Below are 23,655 nucleotides of genomic sequence, written 5' to 3'. Positions count from 1 at the left end.
GCCGGCAATGCTGACCGGTTCCTATCGCAAGCGGCTCGAAGCCGATCTTCCCCGCTGGGTCACTGAGGGTTGGCTCAGTGCCGAGAGTGCCGGCGCGATCCGGCGCTCGGTCGCGCGCGAGCAAGGCGGCATCCGCCTGCCGGCCGTGCTCGGCCTGCTTGGCGGATTGCTGATCGCAGCCAGCGTCGCCGCCTTCGTCGCAGCGGGCTGGGAGGACATCCCGCGCCTCGTCAAGCTCGGCATGATCCTGGCGGCGATCGCCATCTGTATCGCCTATGCGTTCCGGCTGGAGCGGCAGGGTTCGCCACGTGGCGCCGATGCCGCCGTGACCTGCGGCGTGCTGATCTTCGGCGCGGGCTTGGCACTGGTCGGCCAGATGTACCACCTGCCGGCCGACTGGCCGGGTGGAGCGCTCTTGGTCGCGCTCGGCGGCCTGATCGCCGCCGTCCTGATGCGCTCGAACGGCGCCCTGGCGATCGCGCTGATCGCGATCTGCGCCTGGAGCGGCGGGCGCTGGGAAGAGGCGCGCAGCGGCGCCCATCTCGGCTTCTTCATCCTCTATCTGCCGGCCTTGTGGCTCTCGCTGTCGCGCGACAACCGGCTGGTCCATCACCTCGTCGTGCTGGCGGCGGCCGCCTGGCTCGCCATGGCGCCGGGCTATGGGCTGTTCGATCGCTTCGATTACGGGCTGCTCGCCTATGGGCTGGCGCTCGCCGTGTTCTATGTGGCGCTGGGCGCGCTGGCGCTCGACCGGGGCCTGCCATCGGTCCTGACCGCCTGCCTGCCCTGGGGGCTGCTCGGGCTGGTGCTGGTTCTGAATGTCGAACTGATCCGCATCCTCGACAGCGACGAGGCGCGGGCTGGGCATGCTTTCCGCTTCGTCTTCCTCGCCTATGCCGTCGCTTTGCCAGTCGTCGCCTGCATGGCCGGGCTCGCGCGGGAGCGGCGCTTCGCCTGGCCGCTGGCGGCGGGGCTTGCCTTCGCCTTGCTGGTGCCGGCCGTGTTCTGGACCGGCATCGTCACTGCCATGGCCGGCAAGATCATCGTCGCGAGCCTTGTGCTGCTTACTGCTACGGCGCTGGTGGCAGCAGGCGCGGTCGGCGGCATTAGGCGATTGGTGCTGGCAGGCTCGGTGCTGTTCGGCGTCGCGATCCTGATCCTGCTCTGGCAGACGATTGGCACGCTGCTCGACCAGTCGCTGTTCTTCCTCGTGGCGGGCGCGGCGCTTCTGGCGATCGCCTCCGGTGCGCGACGCCTCTTCGCCCGCCTCAACCCGCCTGAGAAGGAAGCCGCCTGATGCGCGCGCTTTCGGCCGATACCCTCGTCGCCAAGGTCCCGCTGGTCTGGCGCGCGCTGGCAACCGCGCTGCTACTGGGGCTCGTCCTGCTCGCGCTCGTCGAGCAACGGGCGCGGATACTGCGGGGTGGGGCGGAAATCCGGCTGCGGAGCGTGCCGGTCGATCCGCGCGATCTCTTCCGTGGCGACTATGTCATCCTCGCCTATCCGATCAGCACGGTGGAGGCCGATGCCGCGGGCCAGCTGGCGTTCGCGCGCGGCGAGCGGGTCTATGTCAGCCTCGGTCGTGACGAGCAGGGCTTTGCCAAGGCGACCGGTGTCACGCGCGACTGGCCGAAGGCCGGGGACGGCACGGTGGTGATCGCCGGACGGGTCACCTCGACCTCGGCCTGTGCCACCAATGAGAACGGCGACTTCGATTGCAGTGGGCGGCGCAACCGCCTGCGCATCGCCTATGGGCTCGAGAGCTATTTCGTGCCGCAGGGCGAGGGCAAAGCGATCGAGACCACCGACAAGGCCCGCATCGAGGTCGTCGCCGCCGTCTCGTCATCTGGAGAGGCCGCGATCAAGCGCCTGCTGATCGACGGCAAGCCGCTTTACGCCGAGCCGCCGTACTGAGGCGCATTGGCCGTTCGCATGAAGGCGCTGCGGTCTCTTAAAAGCGCGAGTCATCCCGGACGGAGCGAAGCGGAGATCCGGGATCCATTCCTGAACCTCAAACGGGAGCGCTCCGGAATGGATCCCGGGTCAAGCCCGGGATGACACGCGTATTTTCCTTCAACCTTAGCGGGCTCTGAGAGGCGCCCGGCATCACATTGCCGTGTCGTCCTCGCCCCGTCTCAGCTCCGCCGCAAAGCCGCTCATGATCCGCCACACGCGCTTGTGACAACACGCCGCGTGACGCGAATCCTCAGGAGTTATATGAACGGCAGATGAACAGGTTCGACAACGAACGTTCATCTTGAGCGCGGCGAGTCGGGAACCGTCATCGGCTCGCCAGCGTTTCGATCCTGAATTCCGGCCTCGCTGAAGGACTTGCGTCCCGTGTCCTCCCATTCCTCCTTCAGGCGCTTTCTGCTTCTCGGCCGACCGGCCGTGGATGCGGTGCTGGCTGTGCCGGGGCGGGATGCGCGGATCGACGTGATCCGTGGGCTTTCCCTGCTGATCATCTTCATCAACCACATGCCGGGGAACGTCGTCTCGGCCTACATGCCGCATAATTTCGGCTTCTCGGACGCGGCCGACATCTTCGTGCTGCTGGCCGGCGTCTCGGCGACGCTCGCCTATGGCGTGCTGATCGAGCAACGTGGCTTCGCGGTCGCAGGCTTGAAGCTCGGTGCGCGGCTCTGGACGCTCTACATCGCCCATATCGCGGTGTTCATCATCGTCTGCGGCGTGGTCGCGACGGCGGTGACGCGGACGCAGAACCCGCTCTATATCGAGGCGATCAACATCCAGCCGTTCTTCCGCGACACGGTCGAGGCGCTGATCGGCGCGCTGACGCTGACCTATCAGCCGTCCTATCTCGATATCCTGCCGCTCTATATCGTGCTGCTGGCGCTGTTCCCGGTGATCTACTATGCGGTGCGTCTGAGCCCGCTGCTCACGCTGGCCTGCTCGCTGACGATCTGGCAGGCGGCGCTCGCCTTCGAGCTGAGCCTGCCCAATGGCAATGCCGGTGTCTGGTTCTTCAATCCGTTCGCGTGGCAGGTCGTGTTCACGCTCGGCGTCGTCATCGGGCGCGGGGCGCAACTCGGCATCCGCACGCCGCGCCTCGTTTGGCTCGATCTCGCCGCGGTCGCCTTCATCGCCTTCGCCTGGGCGGTGAAGATATCGAGCGGCAATCCGACGGGTATCGCTGCGTTGAATGACTGGTTCGATTCCGTGCAGCTCGGTTCGGACAAGACCAATCTTGCCTGGACGCGGCTCCTGCATATCGGCGCGCTGGCCTGGCTGGCGATCCGCTGGCTGCCGGCGGGACCCGCTCTGGCGAAGGCTCTGCCGGGCCGCATGCTGGCCAGTGCCGGGCAGAACTCGCTTCATGTCTTCTGCGCTGGAATCGTGCTCTCGATCATCGGGCAGATTCTTCTTGCGGAAACATCCTTCGATCTGGGCGTTCAGTTGCTGATATGCACGGCTGGCGTTACAATTCTGACAGGGTTAGGGATTTTCCTGTCGTGGTACCGTTCGATCACGAAACGCGGCGCAAGCGCCGAGACGGCCCCGGCCCGTGGCGCACCGCCAGCGCGGCCTTCCTTCTCCTCGCACTGAATTCCGTGGCGGGTGCGGCGCCGATGCCGCCGCCGCCCGATGTACGCTGCCGCGCGGAAGCAGCGAAGACCCTCTTCCAGCCGCGCCTGCCGGCAGCGCGCAAGGCCCTTCAGGAAACCGGCCGCCTGACCGTCGTGGCGCTGGGCTCCTCGGCGACCGCTGGCTCCGGCGCCAGCGCCGACGACAAGAGCTATCCGGCCGTGCTCCAGGCGGAATTGCGCCGGCGCCTGCCCGGGGCGGAGGTCAGGGTCGTCAACAAGGGTGTCGGCGGCCAGTCGGCCTATGACATGCTGCTGCGCATGCAGGCCGATGTCGTCGACGAGAAGCCGGCGATCGTGATCTGGCAGACCGTCATCAACGATGCGATCCGGGATATCGGCGAGGACAAGCTCGCCAAGATCCTGCGCAAGGGCGTGGGCAAGGCCCGCGCCGCCGGGATCGAGATGATCCTGATGGACCTGCCCTGGCTGCCGCGCGAGGGGCGCTACCCGCATTACGACGACTATCGCGCCGTGCTGGTGAAGACGGCGCAGGATCAGGGGGTCTCGCTGTTCCCGCGCTATGCTATGATGAAGGGCTGGTCGAATTCGCGCCAGTTCACGCCGGAGGAACTCGTCGGCATGGACGGGCTGCATCTGGTCGATGCCGGCTACCGCTGCCTGGCGCTGCGGCTGGCCGACGGAATCGTCGCCGGGATCGGGCCGGTGAAGATCGAGACGGCCGGCAAGGGCGCAAGGCCGACGAATTGAGGCCTCTGTCATTCCGGGGCTTCGCGCAGCGAAGAACCCGGAACCCACGACTGGGCGAGCCGCTTGCAACCGGACATTCGATGTTTCACCCAGTCGTGGGTTCCGGGTTCGCGCCTGTGGCGCGCCGGAATGACAAAGGGCGTTCCGGAGCTTCCGGCAGGCACCACGCCTACTTTGCCAAAACCTCGATATCGCGGTCGCTGCCTGACTCGACCTTGAAGTCGCGGGAATAGACCTGGCCCTCCTGCCGGGCGATCAGCACATAGTCGCCCTCCGCCAGGATGACCTGCGGGAAGGCGCCGATGGCCTCGCGGATGACGTCGCCGCCCGGGGTCAGCACGCTGAAGGCCGTGCCGGCGAAGGCTTCGCCGCCGGCATTGGCGACGAGCTTCAGCGTGACCTTGGCGGCGCGGTGATGCAGCGTCGCATCCGTCACCTTGCCGTTCTCGACTTTCACGTCGGCGCGCTGGATCGCGTTGGAATCACCGTAGGTCGAGACGACGTGATAGGTGCCCTCCGGCAGGCGGATGATCTCGCCGGCCTTGGCGCCGTTCGTGATCAGCCGGCCTTCCGAGTTGCCCTGCAGGGGCACGAAGACCGAGAAGGACAGCAGCGTCCCCGGGATCGGCGCGTCGCCGATCGAACCGGCCAGCGAGAGCGCGCCGGCGCTGATCGGGACCTGATCGCGCAGTCCCTGCTGGCCGAGGCTGACGCGCTTGGTGCCGCTGGCGAAGCCATAGCCGGCATGAACGGTGTAGTTGCCGGGTGGCAGCGAAAAGGCGGGCTCCGGCTCGGATGAGCGCGCGACGATCCGGGGCGACGCACCATCGACGCTTTCGCTCACGACGCGCCAGTTGAGCCCGGAGCGGATCGGCTTGCGGTCGGCCGCGAACTGCGCGGAGACGGAGAGGCGCGCCAGTCCGTTCGGCGCGACCGGCTGGCCTTGCATGGGGGCGGGGGCCGGCGTGTCGGCACCGGGGCCCGGATCGGGTGCCTGGGCACCGGCGAGATTGGGCGCAAGCAGGACGGCCACGGCGAAGACGGCGCCCGCAAGGCGGCGGCCAGCTTCAAAACCATTTGGATTTTTGTCGTGTCGCATTCTCTTCACGCGAACCGGTGCCCACTTCGCTTGAAAATGCTCCAATTCAAGCATGCTTTTCGTCCTCGGCGGCTCTGCGGCGATGTATGAGCAGCTCCGCTTGTCCTCATCATGGCGAAGGAATAGGTCAATTCCCAAGCCACTGTCAGGATGTTTCATGACCGATACGCTCTCTCTGCTCAAGCTGCGTCGCTCCGTGCCGCCGCAGTTCCTCACGGCACCCGGCCCTAACGGCGCCCAGCTCGACGAATTGCTCGCCATCGCCGCGCGCGTGCCGGACCATGGCAAGCTCGCGCCCTGGCGCTTCATCGTCTTCAAGGGCGCGGCCCGCGAGGAGGCGGCCGAGACCGTCGCGCGCATCTTCCGCGAGAAGAATCCGCAGGCGAGCGACGATCAGGTCGAGTTCGAGCGCAAGCGCCTGCTGTATGCGCCCGTCATCGTGGCCGTGGTCTCGCGGGCGCGGGAGCATGCCAAGATCCCGCTCTGGGAGCAGGAGCTCTCGGCCGGCGCGGTCTGCATGAACATGCTCGTGGCCGCCTATGCCATGGGCTATGCCGGCTCCTGGCTGACCAACTGGTTCTCGTTCGATCGGCAGGTTCTGACCGCGTTCGGGCTGGCCGAGGACGAGCGCATGGCCGGCTTCGTGCATCTCGGCACACCGACGGCGCCGATCACCGATCGCGACCGGCCGGTGATGGCCGATATCGTCAGCTATTACGGGACCTGAAACGATGATCTATTCGGCGACGAAGGACGATCTCGGCCTGCCGCACGATCCGTTCAAGGCGATCGTGGCGCCGCGGCCGATCGGCTGGATCACGGCGCTGAATGCCAAGGGCGAGGTCAATCTCTCGCCCTACAGCTTCTTCAATGCGATCTCGTCGCGGCCGAACATCGTGATGTTCTCCTCGGAGAACAAGAAGGATGCCGTCGCCTTCGCCGAGGAGACCGGCGAGTTCACCTGCTCGCTGGTGACGAAGGCCTTGGCGCAGCCGATGAACCTGACTTCGGCACCCTTGCCACGGGGCGAGAGCGAGTATGCTCATGCCGGGCTGGACATGGCACCGTCGCGCTTCGTCAAGCCGCCGCGTGTCGCCGGCACGCCGGCCGCGCTCGAATGCAAGCTGCTCTCGGTCCAGCAACTGCACGACCTCGACGGCCAGGCGGTGCCGCGCTGGATGGTGCTGGGGCAGGTCGTCGGCATCTTCATCGACGATGCCTTCATCAAGGACGGGCGCTTCGACACCGCGGGCGCCAACCCGATCGCGCGCTGCGGCTATGCCGATTATGCCGAAGTGACGAGCCTGTTCTCGATCACGCGCCCGGCCGGCGGGTAGAGGCGTTTCAATCCGCCAGCGGCCTGACGCGATAATCCCCGAACTCCGCCAGCGCCTTGTTGATCGCCTCGGCCTCGAGCTTGGCACCTTCCGGCAGGATGAGGCGCGGCGGATCGAGCGTCACTGTCGCGCCGGGAGCCAATGCCGTCGCGGCGCGCTGGACGCGAGACGCGCAGCCGCCGCAATGCATCCCTGAAATCTCGAAAACCTGAATCATTCGAATCGTCTCCCGCGGTTCATTCAGCCAGTTTGCGAGCCCGTGCGACGAGCCGCTCCGCTCTGATCAGATGGGGACGATCCAGCATTTCGCCATCGAGGCCGATGACGCCGGCGCCGGGACTGGCTTCGAACAGGGCGATGATCTGCCGGGCCTTGGCGAGCGCCGCCGGCGAGGGCGCGAAGATCTCGTTGATCGGTGCGACCTGCGCCGGGTGGATCGCCATCTTGCCGGTGAAGCCGTCGCGGCGCGCAGCCAGGCATTCGGCCCGGAAGGCGTCGTCGTCGCGGAAATTGGTGAAGACGGTGTCGATCGCCTCGACCTGGGCCGCCGTCGCCGCGAACAGGGTCAGCGCGCGGGCGAGGCGGTAGGGATCGGCGTAGGAGCCGTCCTCCAGCCGGTTGGTCTCGGCACCGAGATCGGCGGAGAGGTCTTCCGCGCCCCAGGTCAGGGCCATCAGGCGGTGCGAGGAGCGAGCATAGCTGCCGAGCCCGAAGATGCCCTTGCCGGTCTCGGTGCCGATCGGGAGGATGCGCGTCATGCCGTCCGGCAGATCGGCCTCGGCCTCGCGCACGGCGATCTTGGCGGCGAGGTGGCCGACATCGGTGCCGCCCTCCGATTTGGGCAGCATGATCGCGTCCGGCGCACCCGGCATGATCGCGTCGAGATCGGCATCGCTCATCCCGGTCGCCAGGCCATTGATGCGGACGATCAGCAGGGGGCGCTTCGGCAGGGCCCGCGCGGATTCGAGGAAGGCGCGGGTGATCTCGCGCGCCTGCGGCTTGGCGTCGAGCGCGACGGAATCCTCAAGGTCCAGGATCAGCGCATCAGTGCCGCATTGCAGGCCCTTCTGCTGCTTCTTCGGGCTGTCGCCCGGCACGAACAGGAGCGAGCGCATGCGGGTCAGACCGCGACCGTGGCGGGGGCCGGGCGCTTGCGCATGAAGGCCTGTCGGCGGCACTGGGCGACCAGCGTGCCGTCCTGCTTGTAGGCCTTGTGCACGAACTCGACGATGCCGGCATCGGGACGCGAGCGCGACTCGCGCTTGGCCGCGATCTCGGTGGTGCAGTTGATCGTGTCGCCCTCGAAGAGCGGGGCGGGGAAGACGACGTCGGTCATGCCGAGATTGCCGATCGTGGTGCCGACCGTGGTGTCGTTGACGGAGATGCCGATCATCAGGCCGAGCGTGAACAGCGAGTTCATCAGCGGCTTGCCCCATTCGGTTTCGGTGGCGCAGAAATGCGCGTCGATATGAAGGGGTTGCGGGTTCAGCGTCATGTTGGAGAACAGCATGTTGTCCATCTGCGTGACGGTTCGGGTCAGGCCGTGCTCGATGACCGCACCAACCTGGAAATCCTCGAAATAGATCCCGCCACGCTTGTGACGCACCACATCCGCCATCGACGCCTCCCACCACATCATGCCGGCTGCTGAGCCGGAACCAGAAGTCGTAGAGGGACCTCTGCGGGGAGGGAAGCGGAAAGCGCTGCTGCCCCAGCGGCATGAGGTCCATCTTAACGGTTCGCTTACCATAATGGAGGCAATTTCGAGGCGTGCCTTCGCAATGCGCGCAAGGCCGCCCGCCGAAGGTCTCGATGTTCCTCTTCACCACCCCGTCAAGCCAGAGCCGCGAAGCGCCGCCAGCGAGCCCGGTCGTCAGTGCGATCCGCCAGGGCGCGGAGCGGACGGGGGCGGGGTTCGACTATCTGCTCAAGACGGCGCAGCGCGAATCCTCGCTGGAGCCCAACGCCAAGGCGAGCACATCGAGCGCGACGGGGCTGTTCCAGTTCATCGAGCAGACCTGGCTTGCCATGGTCAAGCAGGAGGGCCCCAAGCAGGGCCTCTCGCAATATGCGGACGCGATCAGCGAGAGCGGCGGACGTCTCAGCGTCTCCGACCCGGTGGCGCGCGAGAAGATCCTGCAATTGCGCAACGATCCGCAGGTCGCGGCCGTGATGGCTGGCGCGCTGACCCAGAAGAACCGCGACCAGCTTGCCTCGAGCCTCGGCCGGCAGCCGCAGGCCGGCGAGCTCTACATGGCGCATGTGCTCGGCGCGCGCGGCGCCTCCGACCTGATCCGCGCCGTGGCCAGCGACCCCAGCCGCGTTGCAGCGCGCGATTTCCCGGATGCCGCCGCCGCCAATCGCGGCATCTTCTACGACAAGGCCGGCCGTGCGCGCAGCGTGCAGGAAGTCTATGGCGTGCTGGCCGCCAGCCATGCCAGCACGCAGGTCGCGGCCAACGTGGCGCAGAGCGCGCAGGCTGGGCAGGTCGAGCCTCCGGTTGCCGAGGTGGCTGCCGGGCTGCGCGAGGGCCGCGCCAAGGGGCTCGTCGGGTTGTTCTCCACCAATGGCTCACGCGATCCGGTCTCGAAGGCCGTCGCCAATCTCTGGACGACGCCGCCCCGGGCCGGCACGCGCATGGCCTCGCTCGAAGGCGGCGAGCGCTATTTCCCGCGATCCGGCCAGGGTGAGACCACGATGTCCGATGCGAATCCGGTTGCGGGCAGTTTGGCGACCGGGGCCGTCAACGCGCCGCTGCCGCCGTCGCGGCCAAGTGACCTGTCTCAATCCGCTGTCGCGACATCGCAGCCGGCGAAGGCACGGCGAAGCGGGCCGCTCGACCTGTCTTCGTTCATGATTCAGCGGAGCGGAGCATGATCGTTCGGCGCTTCCTGCTTTGGGCCCGTACCGCACCGGCGGAGGCACGCGCGAGCGGTGCCGCCAGTCTCGCGGCGGCCTATCTGCGCTCCGGCATGTCCGACGAGGACAGGCACGAGGCCGAGACGGCATTGATGGCGCTGATCGACGATCCCTCGCCATTGGTGCGGCGGGCGATCGCCGAGGAGATGGCGCCCTCGATGCGCACGCCGCGCAATCTCGCGCTCAGCCTGATCGCCGAGCAGAGCGATATCGCGGCGCTGGTCCTGGCACATTCGCCGGTGCTGACCGAGGCCGACCTCGTCGATGCCGCCGCGATCGGCGATACGCTTGCCCAGAAGGCCATTGCCATGCGCCGCTGCCTGCCGGCCAGCGTCTGCGCTGCGCTTGCCGAAGTCGGCTGCGCAGAAGCGCTCGTCACGCTCGCCGGCAATCGCACCGCCGATATCCCCGATTTCTCGCTCGAACGCATGATCGAGCGGCATGGCGATCATGGCGCCCTGCGGGAGGCCCTGCTCGAACGCGCCGATCTGCCGGGCGGCTTGCGCCAGGCCATCGCGGCCAAGGTCTCCGACACCTTGGCGAATTTCGTCGCGGGCTGCGGCTGGCTGACGCCGGAGCGCAGCGCCCGGCTGGCGCGCGAATCGACCGAGCGGGTCGCGGTCGCGCTCGCCGCCGGTGGCGAAGCCAGCGATGCGCCGGCGATCGTCGAGGTGCTCAGGGTCACCGGCCGGCTGACCTCCGGGCTGATGCTGCGCTCCCTGCTCAGCGGCGAGCCGGCTTTGGCCGAGGCTGCTTTCGTTTCGCTGTCCGGTTTGCCCGAGGAGCGTGTGGCGGCCCTGCTGCGTGACAAGCGCGGCGCGGGGCTCAAGGCACTCTGCCGCAAGGCCGGGCTGCCGGCTTCATTGGAACCCGCCTTCTCGGCTGCCATCCTCGCCCTCAACGCGCGCGGGTTCGATCGCGGTGCGGCCGGCAACGGCATCGATCGCGGTCTTTTGCGCGCGGTCCTGATCGCCTGCGAAAGACTGGAAGGGCCGGAGGTCGACGGATTGATGGGCCTGCTGCGTCGCATGGATGCGGAGGCCGCCCGCGAGGAGGCGCGCGGCCTGGCGGATTCGCTGGCGGACGATGCCGCGCTCGCGCTGCTGGTCGAGGCCGATCCGTCCTTCCTGATCGAGCTCGCCGAAGGCGATCTGCGCGACGCGGCCTGAGCCCGGACCGCTTCAGTAGCCGAACTGTTCGCGCAGGATGCGCTCGTCCAGGCTGTGGCCGGGGTCGTGCATCATGACGAGATCGACATTGCGATCGATCTCGATTTCGACCGAGCGAACCTCGTCGATCTGGGTGTGATCGGCGACGGCGCTGACCGGGCGCTTCTCGGCCTCCAGCACCTCGATCGAGACGCGGGCATGGTCGGGCAGCAACGCCCCGCGCCAGCGCCGGGGGCGGAAGGCCGAGATCGGCGTCAGCGCGAGCAGCGGCGCATCCAGCGGCAGGATCGGGCCATTGGCCGAGAGGTTGTAGGCGGTCGAGCCGGCCGGCGTCGCCAGCAGCACGCCGTCGGCGATCAGTTCCGTCAGGCGCACCTGACCATCGACCGAGATACGAAGCTTCGCGGCCTGATAGGAACGCCGCAGCAGCGAGACCTCGTTGATCGCGCGGGCCTGCACGGTCTTGCCGTGCTGATCCACTGCCTGCATCGAGAGCGGATGCACGACGCTGCGCTGCGCGGCCTCGAGCCGCTTGCGCAGGCCGCGTTCCTTGAACTCGTTCATCAGGAAGCCGACCGAACCCCGGTTCATGCCGTAGATCGGCTTACCGGTGCCGAGGAAGCGATGGAGGGTCTGCAGCATCAGGCCGTCGCCGCCCAGCGCGACGATCACCTCGGCATCGGCCGGGTCGGCATTGCCGTAGCGCTCGACCAGCCGGGCCAGCGCCGCTTCCGCTTCGGGAGTATCGCTGGCGACGAAGGAGATCGCCCCGAATCGCTCGGTCATCACATATCCTGAAACGGTAGCCTCGGCAGTGTCCGGCAGGCTTACCATGAGCCGGCAGCCGGCCGCGAGGCCGGCCGCCCAAGAAAAAGGCCGGGCGAGATGCCCGGCCTCGTGCCTGCGGCAAGCGTCAGGGCTTCAGAGCGCCGTGCTCCACTGCACCGGCACCATCTCGAAGCCGTTGCCGCTCTTGGCGATATGCCCGGTCGCGGGGAAGGGCGCATGGTAGAACGCGACCTGCATCCTCTCGGCCGAGACCATGTCGAGCAGCTTGCGCCGCGTCGCCGCCGCCTGCGGGCCGTCCATGTCGAACACGGCCGACCAGTCGGGGTTGCGCACGAAGAGCGCGGGATGATTGGTCGTGTCCGACATGATCATCAGCTTGCCGTTGCCGGAGGTGAGCGCGAAGACAGTGTGGCCGGGCGTATGGCCGGGCGCCGCGATCGGCGTCAGGCCGGGCAGCAGCTCCTTGCCCGGCTCGAATTGCTTCACATCCTTGGCGACCGGGCCGAAGACGCGGCGCACGCCGGCGAAGGCGCCCTTCATGCCCTCGGGCGCGGCATTCATCTTCGCGTCGTCCATCCAGAAGGCCCATTCGGCCGCCGGCACCATCACCTCCGCGTTGGGGAACACGGCGGTGCCGTCCTTCAGCCGGAAGCCGTTGATGTGGTCGCCGTGGAAATGGCTGAACACGACGCTGGAGACGTCTTTCGGGTCGAGGCCGGCCGCCTTGAAATTCGCCATCCAGGTGCCGGACGTCGGCGCGCCCGAATCACCGTTGCCGGTGTCGATCAGGGTGAGCTTGCCGCCCTGCTGGATCGCCAGCGTGGTGAAGGTGATGTTGAGCGCGTCCTGCGGCAGGAAGGCCTGCTCCATCGCCTTCTTGACATCGGCGAGCTCGGCGTTGCGGACGAAGCCTTCGAGCGGGCGCTTGCCGAAGCCGTCATTGATCGCCGTCAGGGTGACGTCGCCGATCTTGTAGCGGTAGAATCCGGGAGCCTGGTTCACGGGAACTCCTTGTGCCTGGGCCGGGCCGGGCCCGGGCAGATCGAGTGTTGCAGCGGCAATGACGGCACCGGCGCCGACCAGAGCGGCACGGCGCGTGAAATCTGTGTCCTGCATGGTCTGTTCTCCCCTCGGGTGAGGGGCAGACTAGCGGCGGCCGCCTTGTGTTCAACCGCAAGGGCTTGCCGATAGGTCAAGTTTCCGTGAGGCGCGGGTCCGGGGAGGCGGCAGGCAGGGCCGGCTCGCGTCGTGCGAGCGCGCGCAGCATGGCAGCACAAAGCGCGAGCGAGCCCATGACGCCCTCGCCCGAGCAATCGGCGACGAGCGCCTGGAAGGCCAGGCTGTCGTCGCTCGCAAGGCATTGCAGGCTCCAGTTCCAGCCGGGCGCCTTCTGCCGCAGCAGCGACACGGCGATGTCGATATCGGCGCTGACCGTGCCAAGCGTCTTCCAGAAGGAGCCGTGCTGGTAGATGCCGCCGGCCGGTGTGCGGCGATTGACCAGCCGCGCCGGCTTGCGCCGCACGACGAAGCCCAGCGCCTCGTAGATATCGGCATCGAGCTCGCGATCGGGCTTGCTGGAAGCCTCGCACCGGGCCGCGAGCGTCAGAAGTTGAGTCCGGTCGTCCATTCCGGTCCGTACAAAGATCGATGAGATCGGCGCGTGGCAGGGCGGCGCCGCAGGCTGTGACTTCTAACCCATCATCGCGCCTGTCGGCCAGCCATGGAATGACGATGCCGGCCGGTCGACCTCAGGGGCCGATGACCGTTCCGCGGGCGCGACCGCCCGGCACGCGGCAGGAGCACCCGATGCCGATCGGGGCCGGCTCATAAAGCGTGCAGATCTTGACCGGCGTGCTGCATTGGCCGCCCTCCGCCGCCGGCACCGCCTCGTAAGCCGGATAAACCGGATAGGCCGGCTCGTACGGATAGGTTGCGATTGCGCCGAGCGTGGCCGCAGCCGCCAAACCCGAGGCCGCGCCCCAATAGGGATAGCCGCCGCGATATCCGCGATATCCACGATAGGGGTAATAGCCGCCGCGACGCCAGCCCCAGCCGCCGCCATGCCAACCGGTGCGGTAATTCTGGCGATAGGCCGGAAATGCCGGCCGTATGCCTTGCGGCCTCATGCCGATGCCGCGCGCGTGAAAGCCACCATGCCGGAATCCGGCGCCGCCGAAATGCGGCTGCGCCGATGCCGCCAGGCCGGTGGCCAGCAGCAGCGGTGTGATGGAGGCGGTAACGAGGAGAAGGCGACGCATGCGAACCTCCCTGGGAAGACCGGGGTTTCGCCCCACCCGAGAGAACGTGGCATCAGGCGCGAGGTTCCGTGCAGGACAACCTGTCAGTCGTCGAACCAGCGCGATTGGCTCTTGCAGCGATAGCCGACGAAGCAGGTCTGGCTGTCCCGGCTCGGGACGAAGGCAGGGTCCAGGCCCTCGTCGATCTGGCAGAAGCTGCGATCGCGCACGAAGCGGTCATAGGTGTAGCCGCCGGTGCCCAGCACGATGGCGCCGTTGACCTGGACATCGCGCTGGCTTGCTGCGCAGGGGCGCGAGACCGTCGAGGGGCGCGTTTGCGCCGCCGCCATTCCGGCATTCAGGAGGAGGGCGAACATGACGACAATGGCCTTCATCGAAGCCTCCCGGAGCTTGATCGGATGGGTAACCGTCCGGCCTGCCAAACGTTCCCGGAGCGACGGATCTGTCAAGGCCGCTTTCCCGGTCGTCTTGCCGGCCCTGCGAGGCGCTGCCTCATTCTGGCCTTGGCGCCCGTCTTGTCTGGACACCGCCCATTTCAGATCGGAAAGCGTTCCATGAAACCTGTGTTGATTGCCGCGCTCGGTCTTCTCGTTGCGCTGCCCGCCGCCGCACAGGAGCAGATTCCGCAACGCAAGCCCGGGCTGTGGGAGACGAAATCGACCGGCAACGAGGGCGAAACGATCGCGAAGCAATGCGTCGGGCCGGGAACCGACCAGTCAATCGTCGGCGGGCTTGCTGCCGGAGCCTGCTCGAAGATCCTGGTGACGAAGACGGCAACGGGCTACGCCGTCGAGACGGAATGCGCGGTCGGCCAGATCAAGGCTTCCGGCAGCAGCGTCATCACCGGCGATTTCCAGACCTCGGTCCGGACCGAAGGGACGACGAAGCTGAGCGGAATGCCCGGTCAATCCGCTCCGGTGGAGCGCAAGCTGGTCGTAGAGGCCAAGCGCCTCGGCGAATGCGCGGCCGGCCAGAAGCCCGGCGACATCATCATGCCCGACGGCAAGGTCATCTCGATGCCCTCGACGAAGCCTGCGCCGTAAGCCCGGAATCGAACGCGATCCGGCAAGCGGTACGGCATCGGAGCGTCCGTCACGCGCGTATCGGCGAAGAGGGTATCCGCGCGTCGCGCGGATGGCCGTCTGGACGTGGTGCCGGCGGAGAGGATCGAACTCCCGACCTTCGGTTTACAAAACCGCTGCACTACCGCTGTGCTACGCCGGCGCCGTCGCATTCGGCCTTGCGGCCGGAAGCTGCCGCCTCGAAAACGAGCCTTCGAGGCTGACCGGAGCAGCGGTTACCAGCCGCGCGGCGCGAGGGCAAGCCTGCGCATCCGTGCCTATAAAAAAGACCCCGCCTCGGGAGGCGGGGTCCGGATCGCCGTCAGGCGATGATCACTTCAGGATGTCGCGATCCTTGGTCTCCGGCAGGAAGAGCAGGCCGATCACGAAGGTGCCGAGCGCCACGATGATCGGATACCACAGGCCGGAGAAGATGTTGCCGCTGGCCGCCACGATGGCGAAGGCGGTCGGAGGCAGGAAGCCGCCGAACCAGCCATTGCCGATGTGATAGGGTAGCGACATGCCGGAGTAGCGGATGCGGGTCGGGAAGAGCTCGACCAGCAGCGCGGCGATCGGGCCGTAGACCATGGTCACGAACACCACGAGGATGAACAGGATGCCCGCGGCCTGCAGAGCACGGCTGTCGGTCAGGACCTGACCGATGGTCGGCGTCTTCAGGATCGTCGGGTCACCGGCCTTGGGATAGCCGGCGGCCTGGGCGGCAGCGACGAGCTCGGCGGCAGTCGCCGGGGCGTCAGTGCCGTTGATCGAGGCCTTGAGCGGCGAGCCGGCCGGGCCGGGCACCAGATCGTAGTGGATCGAGTTGGTGGCCAGGGTGCGGCGGACGACGTCGCAGGGCTTGGTGAAGGTGCGCACACCGACGGGGTCGAAGAGCGTGCCGCACTGGGCGGGGTCGGAGGTGAGCACCAGCTTGACCGTGTCCGTCGCGGTGATGAGCTTCGGATTCGCGGTCTTCGCGAGCATCGTGAAGAGCGGGAAATAGGTCAGGGCGGCGATCAGGCAGCCGGCGAGCAGGATCGGCTTGCGGCCGATCTTGTCCGAGAGCCAGCCGAAGAAGATGAAGAACGGCGTGCCGGCGAGCAGCGAGAGCGCGATCAGCAGGTTGGCGGTGGTGCCGTCGATCTTCATGGTCTGGGTCAGGAAGAACAGCGCGTAGAACTGGCCGGTGTACCAGACGACCGCCTGGCCGGCGGTGCCGCCGAACAGCGCGATAAGGCCGATCTTGGCGTTCTGCCAGTTGCCGAAGGCTTCCGAGAGCGGGGCCTTCGAATGGGTGCCCTCTTCCTTCATCTTCACGAAGGCCGGCGATTCGGAGAGCTGGAGACGGATCCAGATCGAGAAGCCGAGCAGGATGATCGAGAGCAGGAACGGAATGCGCCAGCCCCAGGCCGCGAAGGCTTCCGGCGACATGCTGAGGCGCAGGCCGAGAATGACGACCAGCGACAGGAAGAGGCCGACCGTCGCGGTCGTCTGGATCCACGAGGTGTAGAAGCCGCGCCGGCCCATCGGGGCGTGCTCGGCGACATAGGTCGCGGCGCCGCCATACTCGCCGCCGAGCGCGAGGCCCTGCAGCAGGCGGCAGACGATGAAGGCGGCGGGTGCGAGATAGCCGATGGTCTGGAAGCTGGGCAGCAGGCCGACGACGAAGGTGGAGATGCCCATCACGGTCATCGTGACCAGGAAGGTGTATTTGCGGCCGATCATGTCGCCGAGGCGGCCGAAGAACAGGGCGCCGAAGGGGCGGACCGCGAAGCCCGCGGCGAAGCCGAACAGCACGAAGATGAACTTCGCCGTATCGTTGTCGCCGGGCACGAAGGTCTGGGCGATGTTGGCGGCGAGCGAACCCGCCAGATAGAAGTCATACCACTCGAAGACCGTGCCGGCCGACGAGGCGATGATGACCTTCCGTTCCTCCTTGGTCATCGGCCGGGGCGCTGCCCGCGAGTCCGATGCTTGCGATGCCATGCTCATGGCGCTTGTCTCCCCTGATGAAGCCCTGAAGCCGGGCATGCCCGGCAACCCCGTTTCGCGCGGGTCGCTTTTTTGAATGACGATGGCCGCGCTGCCGGAAGGTGGGTGCGTCCCCCTCATTCCAGCTCGATTCAGAGGATTGCGCGCGGATTGTCGCAGCGGCAATCAGGCACTTGGTCGTGCACCGTTCGTCTATAAGACTATCGGTGGGGAGTCATCACGCAGGCGGGGCGCGCTCTGGCAACGCGTCGGCAGAGGGTGTCTTCCCGCACGCGCTGCGGCACGTAGTGCTGCTGCGCAGATGCGGGACCGTCATCCGGAAAGGACGCCTTCTCGTCATCCGGTCCCGTGTCTGCGGCGCACCGCTACGCGCTGCACCGCGCACGGGATGACATCGCGCTCAGCGAGGGCGAATGATCGCCCATTCCCGCCGCGCTGCAGCGGGTGCGGTCAGCGGCGGCTGGCCGCGTAAAGCGCGATCGCCGTCGCGTTCGAGACGTTGAGGCTGGTGATCGTGCCGGGCACTTCGAGCCGCGCGACATGATCGCAGAGCTCGCGCGAGCGCTGGCGCAGGCCCTTGCCCTCAGCGCCCATCACCATCACCAGCGGGCGGCGCAGGGAGACGTCGTCAAGCGCGACATCGCCGTCCGAATCGAAGCCGATGCGCAGGAAGCCGCGCTTGCCGAGCATATCGAGCGCATCGCCGAGATTGCGCACGGCGATCAGCGGCACATGCTCCAGCGCGCCGGAGGCGGATTTAGCCAGCACGCCGGTCGCCGCCGGGGAATGCCGGATCGTGACGATCACGGCCGCGGCCGCGAAGGCCGCGGCAGAGCGCAGGATGGCGCCGACATTGTGCGGATCGGTGATCTGGTCGAGCGCCAGCACGACGCAATCGTCCGGCAGGTCGTCGAGATCGGGCGAGGGCAGGGGATCGCAGACGAGATAGAGGCCCTGATGCACCGAGTCGGGGGTGAGCAGCCGGTCGATCTCGGAGGGGCGCACGATCTCGGCTTCGAGCGGCAGGACCTCGACTTGCTCCTGCAGGCGGCGCAGGCCATTCTCCGTGGCGAGCAGGCGCCTGTGGCGCCGCTGCGGATTCTTCAGCGCCTCGATGACGGGATGCACGCCGTAGAGCACGGCCTCGTCGATCTCGCCCGGCCGGTGCGGCGGCGGCCCGTCGGGGCGGCGGGCGCCATGTCTGCCCCCGGCGGGCCTGGCATGTTTCGGGCGGAACGGCGGAGCCATCGCTCTCTCCAGTGATTGCCGGATTGCCGTGCCACGACGCGGCGCGCTTGGCCAGCGCGAACCCTTCTTTTGCCAACAGATCCGCGAGGACAGGAACCATGATGCCAGGCGAAACGGACAGGCTGATCGCGATCACCGGAGGGCCGGGTTCGGGCAAGACCAGCCTGATCGAAGCGCTGGCTGCGGAAGGCCATGCGGTGCGGCCCGAGGCCGGGCGCGCCGTCATCCGCGATCAGCAGGCGATCGGTGGCCGCGGGCTGCCCTGGGCCGATCCTGCCCTGTTCGCCGAGCTGATGCTGGCAGCCGACCTGCGCAGCCATGCCGAGGCGCTCGCGCGGCGGGAAAGCGTGTTCTTCGACCGCGGCGTTCCCGATATCGCCGGGTATCTGGCGCTCTGTGGTCTGCCGATTCCCGACCATGTCGAGCGGGCGGCGCGGCAGCTGCGCTATCGCCGCACCGTCTTCATCGCCCCGCCCTGGCGGGACATCTTCACGCAGGACGCCGAGCGGAAGCAGGATTTCGCCGAGGCGGAGCGGACCCACGCGGTCATGGCCGAAATCTATCCCCGCTATGGCTATGAGCTGATCGAGCTGCCGCGTGCGAGTGTCGCCGAGCGGGTCGCCTTCATCCTCGTCACGGGCACACCGTGAATCGACCGGTCGTGGACTGATTTCCCTATCTCGCGCGCGTTCGGTTCGCTCACTGCTCCGATCGGGCAGTCACTCTTGCGAACCCTTCGCGCTCGGTCCCGCCTCAGCGCGGCGCCCCATCACAACGAATTCGTGCCGTCGGCCTTTTTGCCGTTGACAGGGCGCGGCCCGGTCACCATAAGTCCGGCCGCGCCTACCGGTCGTCGCGAAAGTGACATGTCGGTGGCCCTGGGCTCACAGAGCCGATCAAGGGCGCAGGCGGGGGAATGTCCCGAGCGGCAAAGGGGGCGGACTGTAAATCCGCTGGCTATGCCTTCGCAGGTTCGAGTCCTGCTTCCCCCACCATTTCCGATCAGAACTGCGAACCGGCCAGCGGCCTGGCTTCGCAAGTTACTGACGAAGTTGCCTCTTCTGTCGATCAAGCGGTTTTTTCCAGGCTCGACGCAATCGCGTCGGTGTAATGCGGAATCACGCTTGCTTGGGATCGAATCTCCAGCTCCGGGCTGCCTGGCGATGTTTCCAATAGGCTGAGAAGCGCCCGTCAGCCGCGACCAGCTCATCGCGCGAGCCGGCCTCGATCACGCGCCCGTCCTCGACGAACAGGATCTGGTCCGCGCGGGCGATCGTTTCCAGCCGATGGGCCACGATGAGGACCGTGCGCTGTCCGAAACGGCTCAGCGCCGTCATCACGGCCGCTTCGTTCAGGGTATCGAGCCCGCTCGTCGCCTCGTCGAGCAACAGGATGGGGGCGTCCTTCAGCAAGGCACGTGCGATGCTGACGCGCTGGCGTTCTCCGCCGGAGAGCGCGCCGCCGCCTTCGCCGACCTGCGCATCCCAGCCGCCGAGCCGCGCGACGATCTCGTCGACGCCGGCCGCGGTGGCTGCCGCATGAACGGTCTCATTGTTCGCAGAGGGGCGAGCGATGCGGATATTCGCGGCGATACCGCCCTCGAACAGCTGCACGTTCTGGAAGACGATCGAGAGCTGGTCCATCAGGGTCTGCGGCCGATAGGTACGGACATCCTGCCCGCCGAGCTGGACAGAACCCGCATCGACATCGTGCAGCCGGGCGACGAGCGACAGGATCGTGCTCTTGCCCGACCCCGAAGGCCCGACGATCGCCGTGGTCGATCCTGCCGGGACCGAAAAGGACACGCCCTTGAGAACGCGCTGTCCCCCTGGACTGAAGTCGACCTCGCGGAATTCGATCGCAGGCGGGCCGGGCCTGGCATCGTGCCCGGGCTCCGGCTGACGCGGGACATCGAGGATCGCGAGCGTGCGGCTAGCCGCGCCATGGGTCGATTCCAGCGCCGGGAACAATTCGGACAGCGTGTTCAGCGGCTCCAGGAAACGCAGCGCCACCACGATCAGCGCAACGGTCTGGGCCGCATCCGTCATGCCCCGGGCGAACATCAGGGCCAGCACCGCGACAAGCGCGAGCAGCGCTATCTGCATCGCCAGCGAGAAGGCGAGCGTGCCAGGCAGGGTGAACCAGAGAATGCGCAGGCCGTTGCGCTTCTGGTGTTCGATCGCCTTGCCGAGCGGCGTCCCATCCGCACCCGTCCGGCCGGCTGCGCGCAGCACGAGCTGGGAGCGCGCGAATTCCTCGGTACGGGCGGCGGCCTCTTCCGAAGCTGCGGCGAAGTCTGCCTCGGCCTTGCGCATGAGCTTCGCTCCGAGGAGGAGCGCGCCGAACAGAAGCGGCACGGCGAGCAGCGCCGCCACCCCCAGCGTCCAGGCGACGACGAGGAGGCCGAGCGCTATCGCGGGCGGCAGCATGACGGCGATCGTCGCCTGCGTGGCGAGGTTGACCGAGCTGGCGAAGAGCTCCGGCACGGCCCCGGCCAGCGCACGCTTCGCCTGGGCTTGCTGCCCGGCGCCGAACCAGCCGATCGGCACCGCCAGCAGATGATCGACGAGGCGGCGGTTCATCGAAGTCATCATCGCGAAGCCGAGATCGAAGGCGCGGATCACCAGATACCGCTCCAGTGCCCAGCCGGTCGCGATGCTTGCCGCAAGCGCGCCCAGCCAGGGCAGGGCCTCGCGCGGCGCCGCGGAGAACAGCGCGCCGAGCAGCGGCACCAGCAGGAGCGCGGCCGCCGCCCGCAGGCTCGCGGCGAGGGCAGCGAGCAGCAGATAAGGCACCAGCCGCGGGCGGGCTTCCGGCGGCAGGAGGGCTGCGACGATCATGATGCCTTCCTTTCGGCGCCCGCCTGCCAGAGGTCCCGGTAGAGGCCGGGCTTGAAGAGCAGTTCGTTGTGGCGTCCGCGCTGGACGATGCGGCCGGCCTGCATCACCGCGATGCAATCGGCATGGGTGATCGTGTGCAGGCGGTGTGCCACCACCAGCACGGCCCGCTGGCCGATCAAAGCGCTGAGCGCCTGCTGCACGAGATGCTCCGATTCCGGATCGACGAAGGCCGTGGCCTCGTCGAGCACGAGGATCGGCGGATCGGCCAGCAGCGCCCGGGCGATGGAAAGCCGCTGCGCCTCGCCGCCCGACAGGCGCGCATCCTCGCCGATGACGCTGTTATAGCCGCGCGGCAGGGCCAGGATACGCTCGTGGATCTGCGCGGCGCGGGCTGCCGTCTCGATCTCGGCCATCGTGGCATCCGGGCGGGCCAGCGCGATATTGTCGCGCAGCGTGCCCTTGATCAGGCGAACGTCCTGGAAGACGAAGCCGACGGCGCGTTGCAGAGCCTCGGGCGTGAGGTCGCGAATGTCGATCGCCTCGCCACCGGCGACGATCTTGATCGCGCCCTCGGTGACGTCGTGGAAGCGGCCGGGCAGGCCGGCCAGCGTCGATTTTCCGGCCCCGCTCGGCCCGACCAGCGCCGTCAGAGTCCCCGGCTTCAATTCGAGATCGATCCCGTGGAGCACCGGCTTGCGCGGCCGGTAGCCGAAGCTCGCAGTCTCGAAGCGCAGGCCCAGCGGCCCCGGCGGCAGGTTGCGCAGCGAACGGCTGCGGTCGAGCTCGGTCTCCTCCAGCAAAAGGCCGATGCGCTGCGCCGCCTGCTTTGCCTCACGCAGCGGCACGAAGCCGTACATCACCGCCATGATCTGCGCGCCGAAGGCGGCACCGAGGAAGAGGAAGGGCAGAAGCTCGGCCGGCGTCATGCCGCCGGAGACGATCCGCCAGCAGCCGATCGCCACGATCAGCAGCAGGAAGGCCGGGGGCTGGATCGCGAGCTGCGAGGCGACCTTGCGCCCCGCCATCGGGCGCTGCCAGCCATTCAGGAAGCCAGCCTGCCCGTCGAGGGTCTCGCGCAGGGCCCGGCCGTCGCCGCCGAAGACGCGCACCACCGGCAGCGCTTCGACGAAGGCGCTCGCCGCGGCGTTGGTGCGTTTCGTCCAGTCGGCATGGATGACGAGCTTGTCGGCGACGCCGCGCATCATGTGGCTGAACAGGGCGACGAAGGCGATCAGCGGCAGGAACAGCATGGCCGCGAGACCGGCATCGACCGTGAACAGATAGATGATGACGGCGACCGGCGTGACGATGCCGGCGACCACGTCCGGCACCGCATGGGTGATCATGTAGTGCAGCCGCCCGGCATCCTCCTGCACCGCCTGGTGCACGCTCGCGGCATTGCGGTCGGTAAACCAGCCGAGGGGCAGCCGCGCCAGCTTCGCGACGACCCGAAGCCGCAGCGCATGGCCGAACCGGGCATCGACCGCATGCAGCCAGAGCATCAGCCCGGCCGAGAGCGTCGCTGCCGCGCCGTAGAGGCCGATGGCCCAGAGGATCAGGCCCGACAGATCGTCCCAGCGCGTCTGGCCGGCGAGCAAACGGCGGCCCAGCTCCGCAAGCAGGACGAGCGGCGCGAGCTGCATCAGCGAGATCAGTCCCTGCAGCACGCCCGCCGCACGCAGCTTCCAGCGCAGCGCCGCCAGCAATTCCGTGCCGCCTTGCGAGCGCCAGCGCGGGCGCTTGGCGGAGCCTTCGGGAGCGGCCTTCCCGGCGATCACAGGCGCGGGTTCGATGGCGGGTTGCGGCGCAGCGGGTTCAAGCTGCTCTTCGGATTCCGACGCGGACTCCTTGCGCAGGCGCATCGCCTTGCCACGCATCCAGTAGGCGGTGTGCTTGATGTCGGCGAGCGGGAAGCCGTGCGTCTGGTTCAATGCCACGCGCAACTGCTTGATCGCGGTGTTCTCGGCCGCGACCCAGGCATACCAGTTCGACCAGTCACGGACGGGGACGGCGGCTGCGAGCGCACCCGTGCCGGCTCCCGTCCAGAGGATTTCGGCGCCGGGATGCGGCGTGATCGGGATCGCCGCGTCGCCGGGCAGATTGGCCTGCAGGATCACCACGATCTGCGCCTCTTGCGGCAGGACCCCGAGGATGGCGTTGATCGCGGGGATCGCTGCCGGGTCGCCCATCAGCAGGTAGCCTTCCGGGTCTTCCGGCGGCTCGAACTTATGGAACATGTAGTAGGAGGCGGTGATGGTGTCGCCCGGCCTGGCCGTTGCGGCCCAGCCCGAGGCCGGCCCCATCGGCTCGTGCAGGACGAAATCGAAGCTGACCTCGCCCGTCGCGGCGTCGGGATCGACCAGGGTGTAGCCGCGCTGATGCACCTTGCCGGGCTCGGCCGGATCGGGCGCCCAGAGCCGGACATAGCTCGCCGTCGGCGTTTCGCGGCCGTCGATCATCGTTGGAGCGGCGAGGCGGACGCGGCGGAATCCCGGCGTGATGTCCGTGACCGAGAGCACGGTCATGACATGATCCGTGGCCCCGAGAGCCTTCATCATCGTCTTCTGGAAACCACGCGCCACGACTGCCTCCGATTGTCGGCGCTGCCGTGCACAGGCGGATCGCGG

Annotated in this window: 23 protein-coding genes and 2 tRNA genes; 11 read left to right on the top strand and 14 right to left on the bottom strand. The window is 67.7% G+C overall.

Going from position 1 to position 23,655, the window contains the following annotated elements:
* Positions 1–7 precede the first annotated feature (7 nt).
* The 4 genes from ACWIEX_RS13815 (at position 8) to ACWIEX_RS13800 (ending at position 4,316) form a co-directional block, all read left to right on the top strand.
* Complete coding sequence (locus tag ACWIEX_RS13815) at positions 8–1,297, top strand: DUF2157 domain-containing protein (protein ID WP_454033614.1); 1,290 nt, start codon at positions 8–10, stop codon at positions 1,295–1,297.
* The gene (locus ACWIEX_RS13810) at positions 1,297–1,914 is read left to right on the top strand and encodes a GDYXXLXY domain-containing protein (RefSeq protein ID WP_454033613.1); all 618 of its coding nucleotides are present in this window, start codon (positions 1,297–1,299) and stop codon (positions 1,912–1,914) included. The genes ACWIEX_RS13815 and ACWIEX_RS13810 overlap by 1 nt, the downstream gene beginning before the upstream one ends.
* A 426-nt stretch (positions 1,915–2,340) precedes the next feature.
* Positions 2,341–3,567, top strand: coding sequence for an OpgC family protein (locus ACWIEX_RS13805; protein WP_454033612.1), 1,227 nt, complete (start codon positions 2,341–2,343; stop codon positions 3,565–3,567).
* Positions 3,568–3,590: 23 nt separating this feature from the next.
* Positions 3,591–4,316 (top strand): SGNH/GDSL hydrolase family protein, encoded by a 726-nt coding sequence (locus ACWIEX_RS13800; protein ID WP_454033611.1) that lies wholly within the window; start codon positions 3,591–3,593, stop codon positions 4,314–4,316.
* Positions 4,317–4,485: 169 nt separating this feature from the next.
* Here ACWIEX_RS13800 and ACWIEX_RS13795 read toward each other — a convergent pair whose 3' ends face one another.
* Positions 4,486–5,415 carry a hypothetical protein gene (locus tag ACWIEX_RS13795; protein WP_454033610.1) on the bottom strand — a complete coding sequence of 310 codons (930 nt, stop codon included), beginning with the start codon at positions 5,413–5,415 and terminating at the stop codon, positions 4,486–4,488.
* A 157-nt stretch (positions 5,416–5,572) separates the two neighbouring features.
* Between ACWIEX_RS13795 and ACWIEX_RS13790 the strand changes: the two genes are divergently transcribed.
* Complete coding sequence (locus tag ACWIEX_RS13790; RefSeq protein WP_454033609.1) at positions 5,573–6,142, top strand: nitroreductase family protein; 570 nt, start codon at positions 5,573–5,575, stop codon at positions 6,140–6,142.
* 4 nt (positions 6,143–6,146) lie between these two features.
* A complete protein-coding gene (locus tag ACWIEX_RS13785) occupies positions 6,147–6,752 on the top strand; it encodes a flavin reductase family protein (RefSeq protein ID WP_454033608.1) in 606 nt (201 codons plus the stop codon).
* A 7-nt stretch (positions 6,753–6,759) separates the two neighbouring features.
* Here the strand turns inward: ACWIEX_RS13785 and ACWIEX_RS13780 are convergent, their stop codons facing one another.
* The 3 genes from ACWIEX_RS13780 to ACWIEX_RS13770 are packed head-to-tail and all read right to left on the bottom strand — an operon-like array spanning position 6,760 to position 8,370.
* Entirely contained in the window at positions 6,760–6,969 is a 210-nt protein-coding gene (locus ACWIEX_RS13780; RefSeq protein ID WP_454033607.1) for a heavy-metal-associated domain-containing protein, read from the bottom strand.
* A gap of 19 nt (positions 6,970–6,988) precedes the next feature.
* A complete protein-coding gene (locus ACWIEX_RS13775) occupies positions 6,989–7,867 on the bottom strand; it encodes an HpcH/HpaI aldolase/citrate lyase family protein (protein ID WP_454033606.1) in 879 nt (292 codons plus the stop codon).
* A gap of 5 nt (positions 7,868–7,872) precedes the next feature.
* A complete protein-coding gene (locus ACWIEX_RS13770) occupies positions 7,873–8,370 on the bottom strand; it encodes a MaoC family dehydratase (protein ID WP_061967083.1) in 498 nt (165 codons plus the stop codon).
* A gap of 194 nt (positions 8,371–8,564) precedes the next feature.
* On the opposite strand from ACWIEX_RS13770, the gene ACWIEX_RS13765 reads away from it, so the two are divergent.
* Together ACWIEX_RS13765 and ACWIEX_RS13760 are read left to right on the top strand one after the other, a co-directional pair.
* Complete coding sequence (locus ACWIEX_RS13765; protein WP_454033605.1) at positions 8,565–9,629, top strand: lysozyme family protein; 1,065 nt, start codon at positions 8,565–8,567, stop codon at positions 9,627–9,629.
* The gene (locus ACWIEX_RS13760; RefSeq protein ID WP_454033604.1) at positions 9,626–10,840 is read left to right on the top strand and encodes a DUF2336 domain-containing protein; all 1,215 of its coding nucleotides are present in this window, start codon (positions 9,626–9,628) and stop codon (positions 10,838–10,840) included. Before ACWIEX_RS13765 ends, ACWIEX_RS13760 begins: the two co-directional genes overlap by 4 nt.
* A gap of 12 nt (positions 10,841–10,852) precedes the next feature.
* Here the strand turns inward: ACWIEX_RS13760 and ACWIEX_RS13755 are convergent, their stop codons facing one another.
* The 5 genes from ACWIEX_RS13755 to ACWIEX_RS13735 form a co-directional block, all read right to left on the bottom strand.
* On the bottom strand, positions 10,853–11,626 hold the full coding sequence (locus ACWIEX_RS13755) for an NAD kinase (protein ID WP_061967091.1): 774 nt from the start codon (positions 11,624–11,626) through the stop codon (positions 10,853–10,855).
* Between the two features lie 135 nt (positions 11,627–11,761).
* On the bottom strand, positions 11,762–12,745 hold the full coding sequence (locus ACWIEX_RS13750; protein ID WP_454033603.1) for an MBL fold metallo-hydrolase: 984 nt from the start codon (positions 12,743–12,745) through the stop codon (positions 11,762–11,764).
* Between the two features lie 76 nt (positions 12,746–12,821).
* Positions 12,822–13,256 (bottom strand): hypothetical protein, encoded by a 435-nt coding sequence (locus tag ACWIEX_RS13745; protein WP_454033602.1) that lies wholly within the window; start codon positions 13,254–13,256, stop codon positions 12,822–12,824.
* A gap of 121 nt (positions 13,257–13,377) precedes the next feature.
* On the bottom strand, positions 13,378–13,887 hold the full coding sequence (locus ACWIEX_RS13740) for a hypothetical protein (protein ID WP_454033601.1): 510 nt from the start codon (positions 13,885–13,887) through the stop codon (positions 13,378–13,380).
* An 83-nt stretch (positions 13,888–13,970) separates the two neighbouring features.
* Positions 13,971–14,261: a hypothetical protein gene (locus tag ACWIEX_RS13735; RefSeq protein WP_454033600.1), complete on the bottom strand. Its 291-nt coding sequence runs from the start codon at positions 14,259–14,261 to the stop codon at positions 13,971–13,973.
* 24 nt (positions 14,262–14,285) lie between these two features.
* Here ACWIEX_RS13735 and ACWIEX_RS13730 point away from each other — a divergent pair, with 24 nt between their 5' ends.
* Positions 14,286–14,930 (top strand): DUF3617 domain-containing protein, encoded by a 645-nt coding sequence (locus ACWIEX_RS13730; RefSeq protein WP_454033599.1) that lies wholly within the window; start codon positions 14,286–14,288, stop codon positions 14,928–14,930.
* A 106-nt stretch (positions 14,931–15,036) separates the two neighbouring features.
* On the opposite strand, the gene ACWIEX_RS13725 is transcribed toward ACWIEX_RS13730, so the two are convergent.
* The 3 genes from ACWIEX_RS13725 to rlmB all read right to left on the bottom strand — a co-directional run bounded on the left by ACWIEX_RS13725 (position 15,037) and on the right by rlmB (position 18,188).
* A tRNA-Thr gene (locus ACWIEX_RS13725) sits at positions 15,037–15,111 on the bottom strand.
* A 170-nt stretch (positions 15,112–15,281) separates the two neighbouring features.
* Complete coding sequence (locus ACWIEX_RS13720) at positions 15,282–16,940, bottom strand: MFS transporter (RefSeq protein ID WP_454033598.1); 1,659 nt, start codon at positions 16,938–16,940, stop codon at positions 15,282–15,284.
* A gap of 450 nt (positions 16,941–17,390) precedes the next feature.
* A complete protein-coding gene (gene rlmB / locus ACWIEX_RS13715; protein WP_454033597.1) occupies positions 17,391–18,188 on the bottom strand; it encodes a 23S rRNA (guanosine(2251)-2'-O)-methyltransferase RlmB in 798 nt (265 codons plus the stop codon).
* Between the two features lie 101 nt (positions 18,189–18,289).
* Between rlmB and ACWIEX_RS13710 the strand changes: the two genes are divergently transcribed.
* Positions 18,290–18,838, top strand: a complete 549-nt coding sequence (locus tag ACWIEX_RS13710; protein WP_454034792.1) for an AAA family ATPase — start codon at positions 18,290–18,292, stop codon at positions 18,836–18,838.
* A gap of 260 nt (positions 18,839–19,098) precedes the next feature.
* Positions 19,099–19,183: transfer RNA gene (locus ACWIEX_RS13705), tRNA-Tyr, on the top strand.
* Positions 19,184–19,306: 123 nt separating this feature from the next.
* Here the strand turns inward: ACWIEX_RS13705 and ACWIEX_RS13700 are convergent.
* Positions 19,307–21,028 carry an ABC transporter ATP-binding protein gene (locus tag ACWIEX_RS13700; RefSeq protein ID WP_454033596.1) on the bottom strand — a complete coding sequence of 574 codons (1,722 nt, stop codon included), beginning with the start codon at positions 21,026–21,028 and terminating at the stop codon, positions 19,307–19,309.
* Entirely contained in the window at positions 21,025–23,610 is a 2,586-nt protein-coding gene (locus ACWIEX_RS13695; protein ID WP_454033595.1) for an ABC transporter ATP-binding protein/permease, read from the bottom strand. Before ACWIEX_RS13695 ends, ACWIEX_RS13700 begins: the two co-directional genes overlap by 4 nt.
* Positions 23,611–23,655 lie beyond the last annotated feature (45 nt).

It is taken from the genome of Allobosea sp. NPDC055353 (genome assembly GCF_053644975.1).
The sequence above is the reverse complement of the archived record's forward strand: the minus strand, read 5'-3'. Positions and strand labels throughout refer to the sequence as shown.

Coding starts and splice junctions, on each gene's coding strand:
- ACWIEX_RS13815 (WP_454033614.1), top strand. CDS start 8: ATGCTGACCGGTTCCTATCGCAAGCGGCTCGAAGCCGATCTTCCCCGC.
- ACWIEX_RS13810 (WP_454033613.1), top strand. CDS start 1,297: ATGCGCGCGCTTTCGGCCGATACCCTCGTCGCCAAGGTCCCGCTGGTC.
- ACWIEX_RS13800 (WP_454033611.1), top strand. CDS start 3,591: ATGCCGCCGCCGCCCGATGTACGCTGCCGCGCGGAAGCAGCGAAGACC.
- ACWIEX_RS13795 (WP_454033610.1), bottom strand. CDS start 5,415: ATGCGACACGACAAAAATCCAAATGGTTTTGAAGCTGGCCGCCGCCTT.
- ACWIEX_RS13790 (WP_454033609.1), top strand. CDS start 5,573: ATGACCGATACGCTCTCTCTGCTCAAGCTGCGTCGCTCCGTGCCGCCG.
- ACWIEX_RS13785 (WP_454033608.1), top strand. CDS start 6,147: ATGATCTATTCGGCGACGAAGGACGATCTCGGCCTGCCGCACGATCCG.
- ACWIEX_RS13780 (WP_454033607.1), bottom strand. CDS start 6,969: ATGATTCAGGTTTTCGAGATTTCAGGGATGCATTGCGGCGGCTGCGCG.
- ACWIEX_RS13775 (WP_454033606.1), bottom strand. CDS start 7,867: ATGCGCTCGCTCCTGTTCGTGCCGGGCGACAGCCCGAAGAAGCAGCAG.
- ACWIEX_RS13770 (WP_061967083.1), bottom strand. CDS start 8,370: ATGGCGGATGTGGTGCGTCACAAGCGTGGCGGGATCTATTTCGAGGAT.
- ACWIEX_RS13765 (WP_454033605.1), top strand. CDS start 8,565: ATGTTCCTCTTCACCACCCCGTCAAGCCAGAGCCGCGAAGCGCCGCCA.
- ACWIEX_RS13760 (WP_454033604.1), top strand. CDS start 9,626: ATGATCGTTCGGCGCTTCCTGCTTTGGGCCCGTACCGCACCGGCGGAG.
- ACWIEX_RS13755 (WP_061967091.1), bottom strand. CDS start 11,626: ATGACCGAGCGATTCGGGGCGATCTCCTTCGTCGCCAGCGATACTCCC.
- ACWIEX_RS13750 (WP_454033603.1), bottom strand. CDS start 12,745: ATGCAGGACACAGATTTCACGCGCCGTGCCGCTCTGGTCGGCGCCGGT.
- ACWIEX_RS13745 (WP_454033602.1), bottom strand. CDS start 13,256: ATGGACGACCGGACTCAACTTCTGACGCTCGCGGCCCGGTGCGAGGCT.
- ACWIEX_RS13740 (WP_454033601.1), bottom strand. CDS start 13,887: ATGCGTCGCCTTCTCCTCGTTACCGCCTCCATCACACCGCTGCTGCTG.
- ACWIEX_RS13735 (WP_454033600.1), bottom strand. CDS start 14,261: ATGAAGGCCATTGTCGTCATGTTCGCCCTCCTCCTGAATGCCGGAATG.
- ACWIEX_RS13730 (WP_454033599.1), top strand. CDS start 14,286: ATGGGTAACCGTCCGGCCTGCCAAACGTTCCCGGAGCGACGGATCTGT.
- ACWIEX_RS13720 (WP_454033598.1), bottom strand. CDS start 16,940: ATGAGCATGGCATCGCAAGCATCGGACTCGCGGGCAGCGCCCCGGCCG.
- rlmB (WP_454033597.1), bottom strand. CDS start 18,188: ATGGCTCCGCCGTTCCGCCCGAAACATGCCAGGCCCGCCGGGGGCAGA.
- ACWIEX_RS13710 (WP_454034792.1), top strand. CDS start 18,290: ATGCCAGGCGAAACGGACAGGCTGATCGCGATCACCGGAGGGCCGGGT.
- ACWIEX_RS13700 (WP_454033596.1), bottom strand. CDS start 21,028: ATGATCGTCGCAGCCCTCCTGCCGCCGGAAGCCCGCCCGCGGCTGGTG.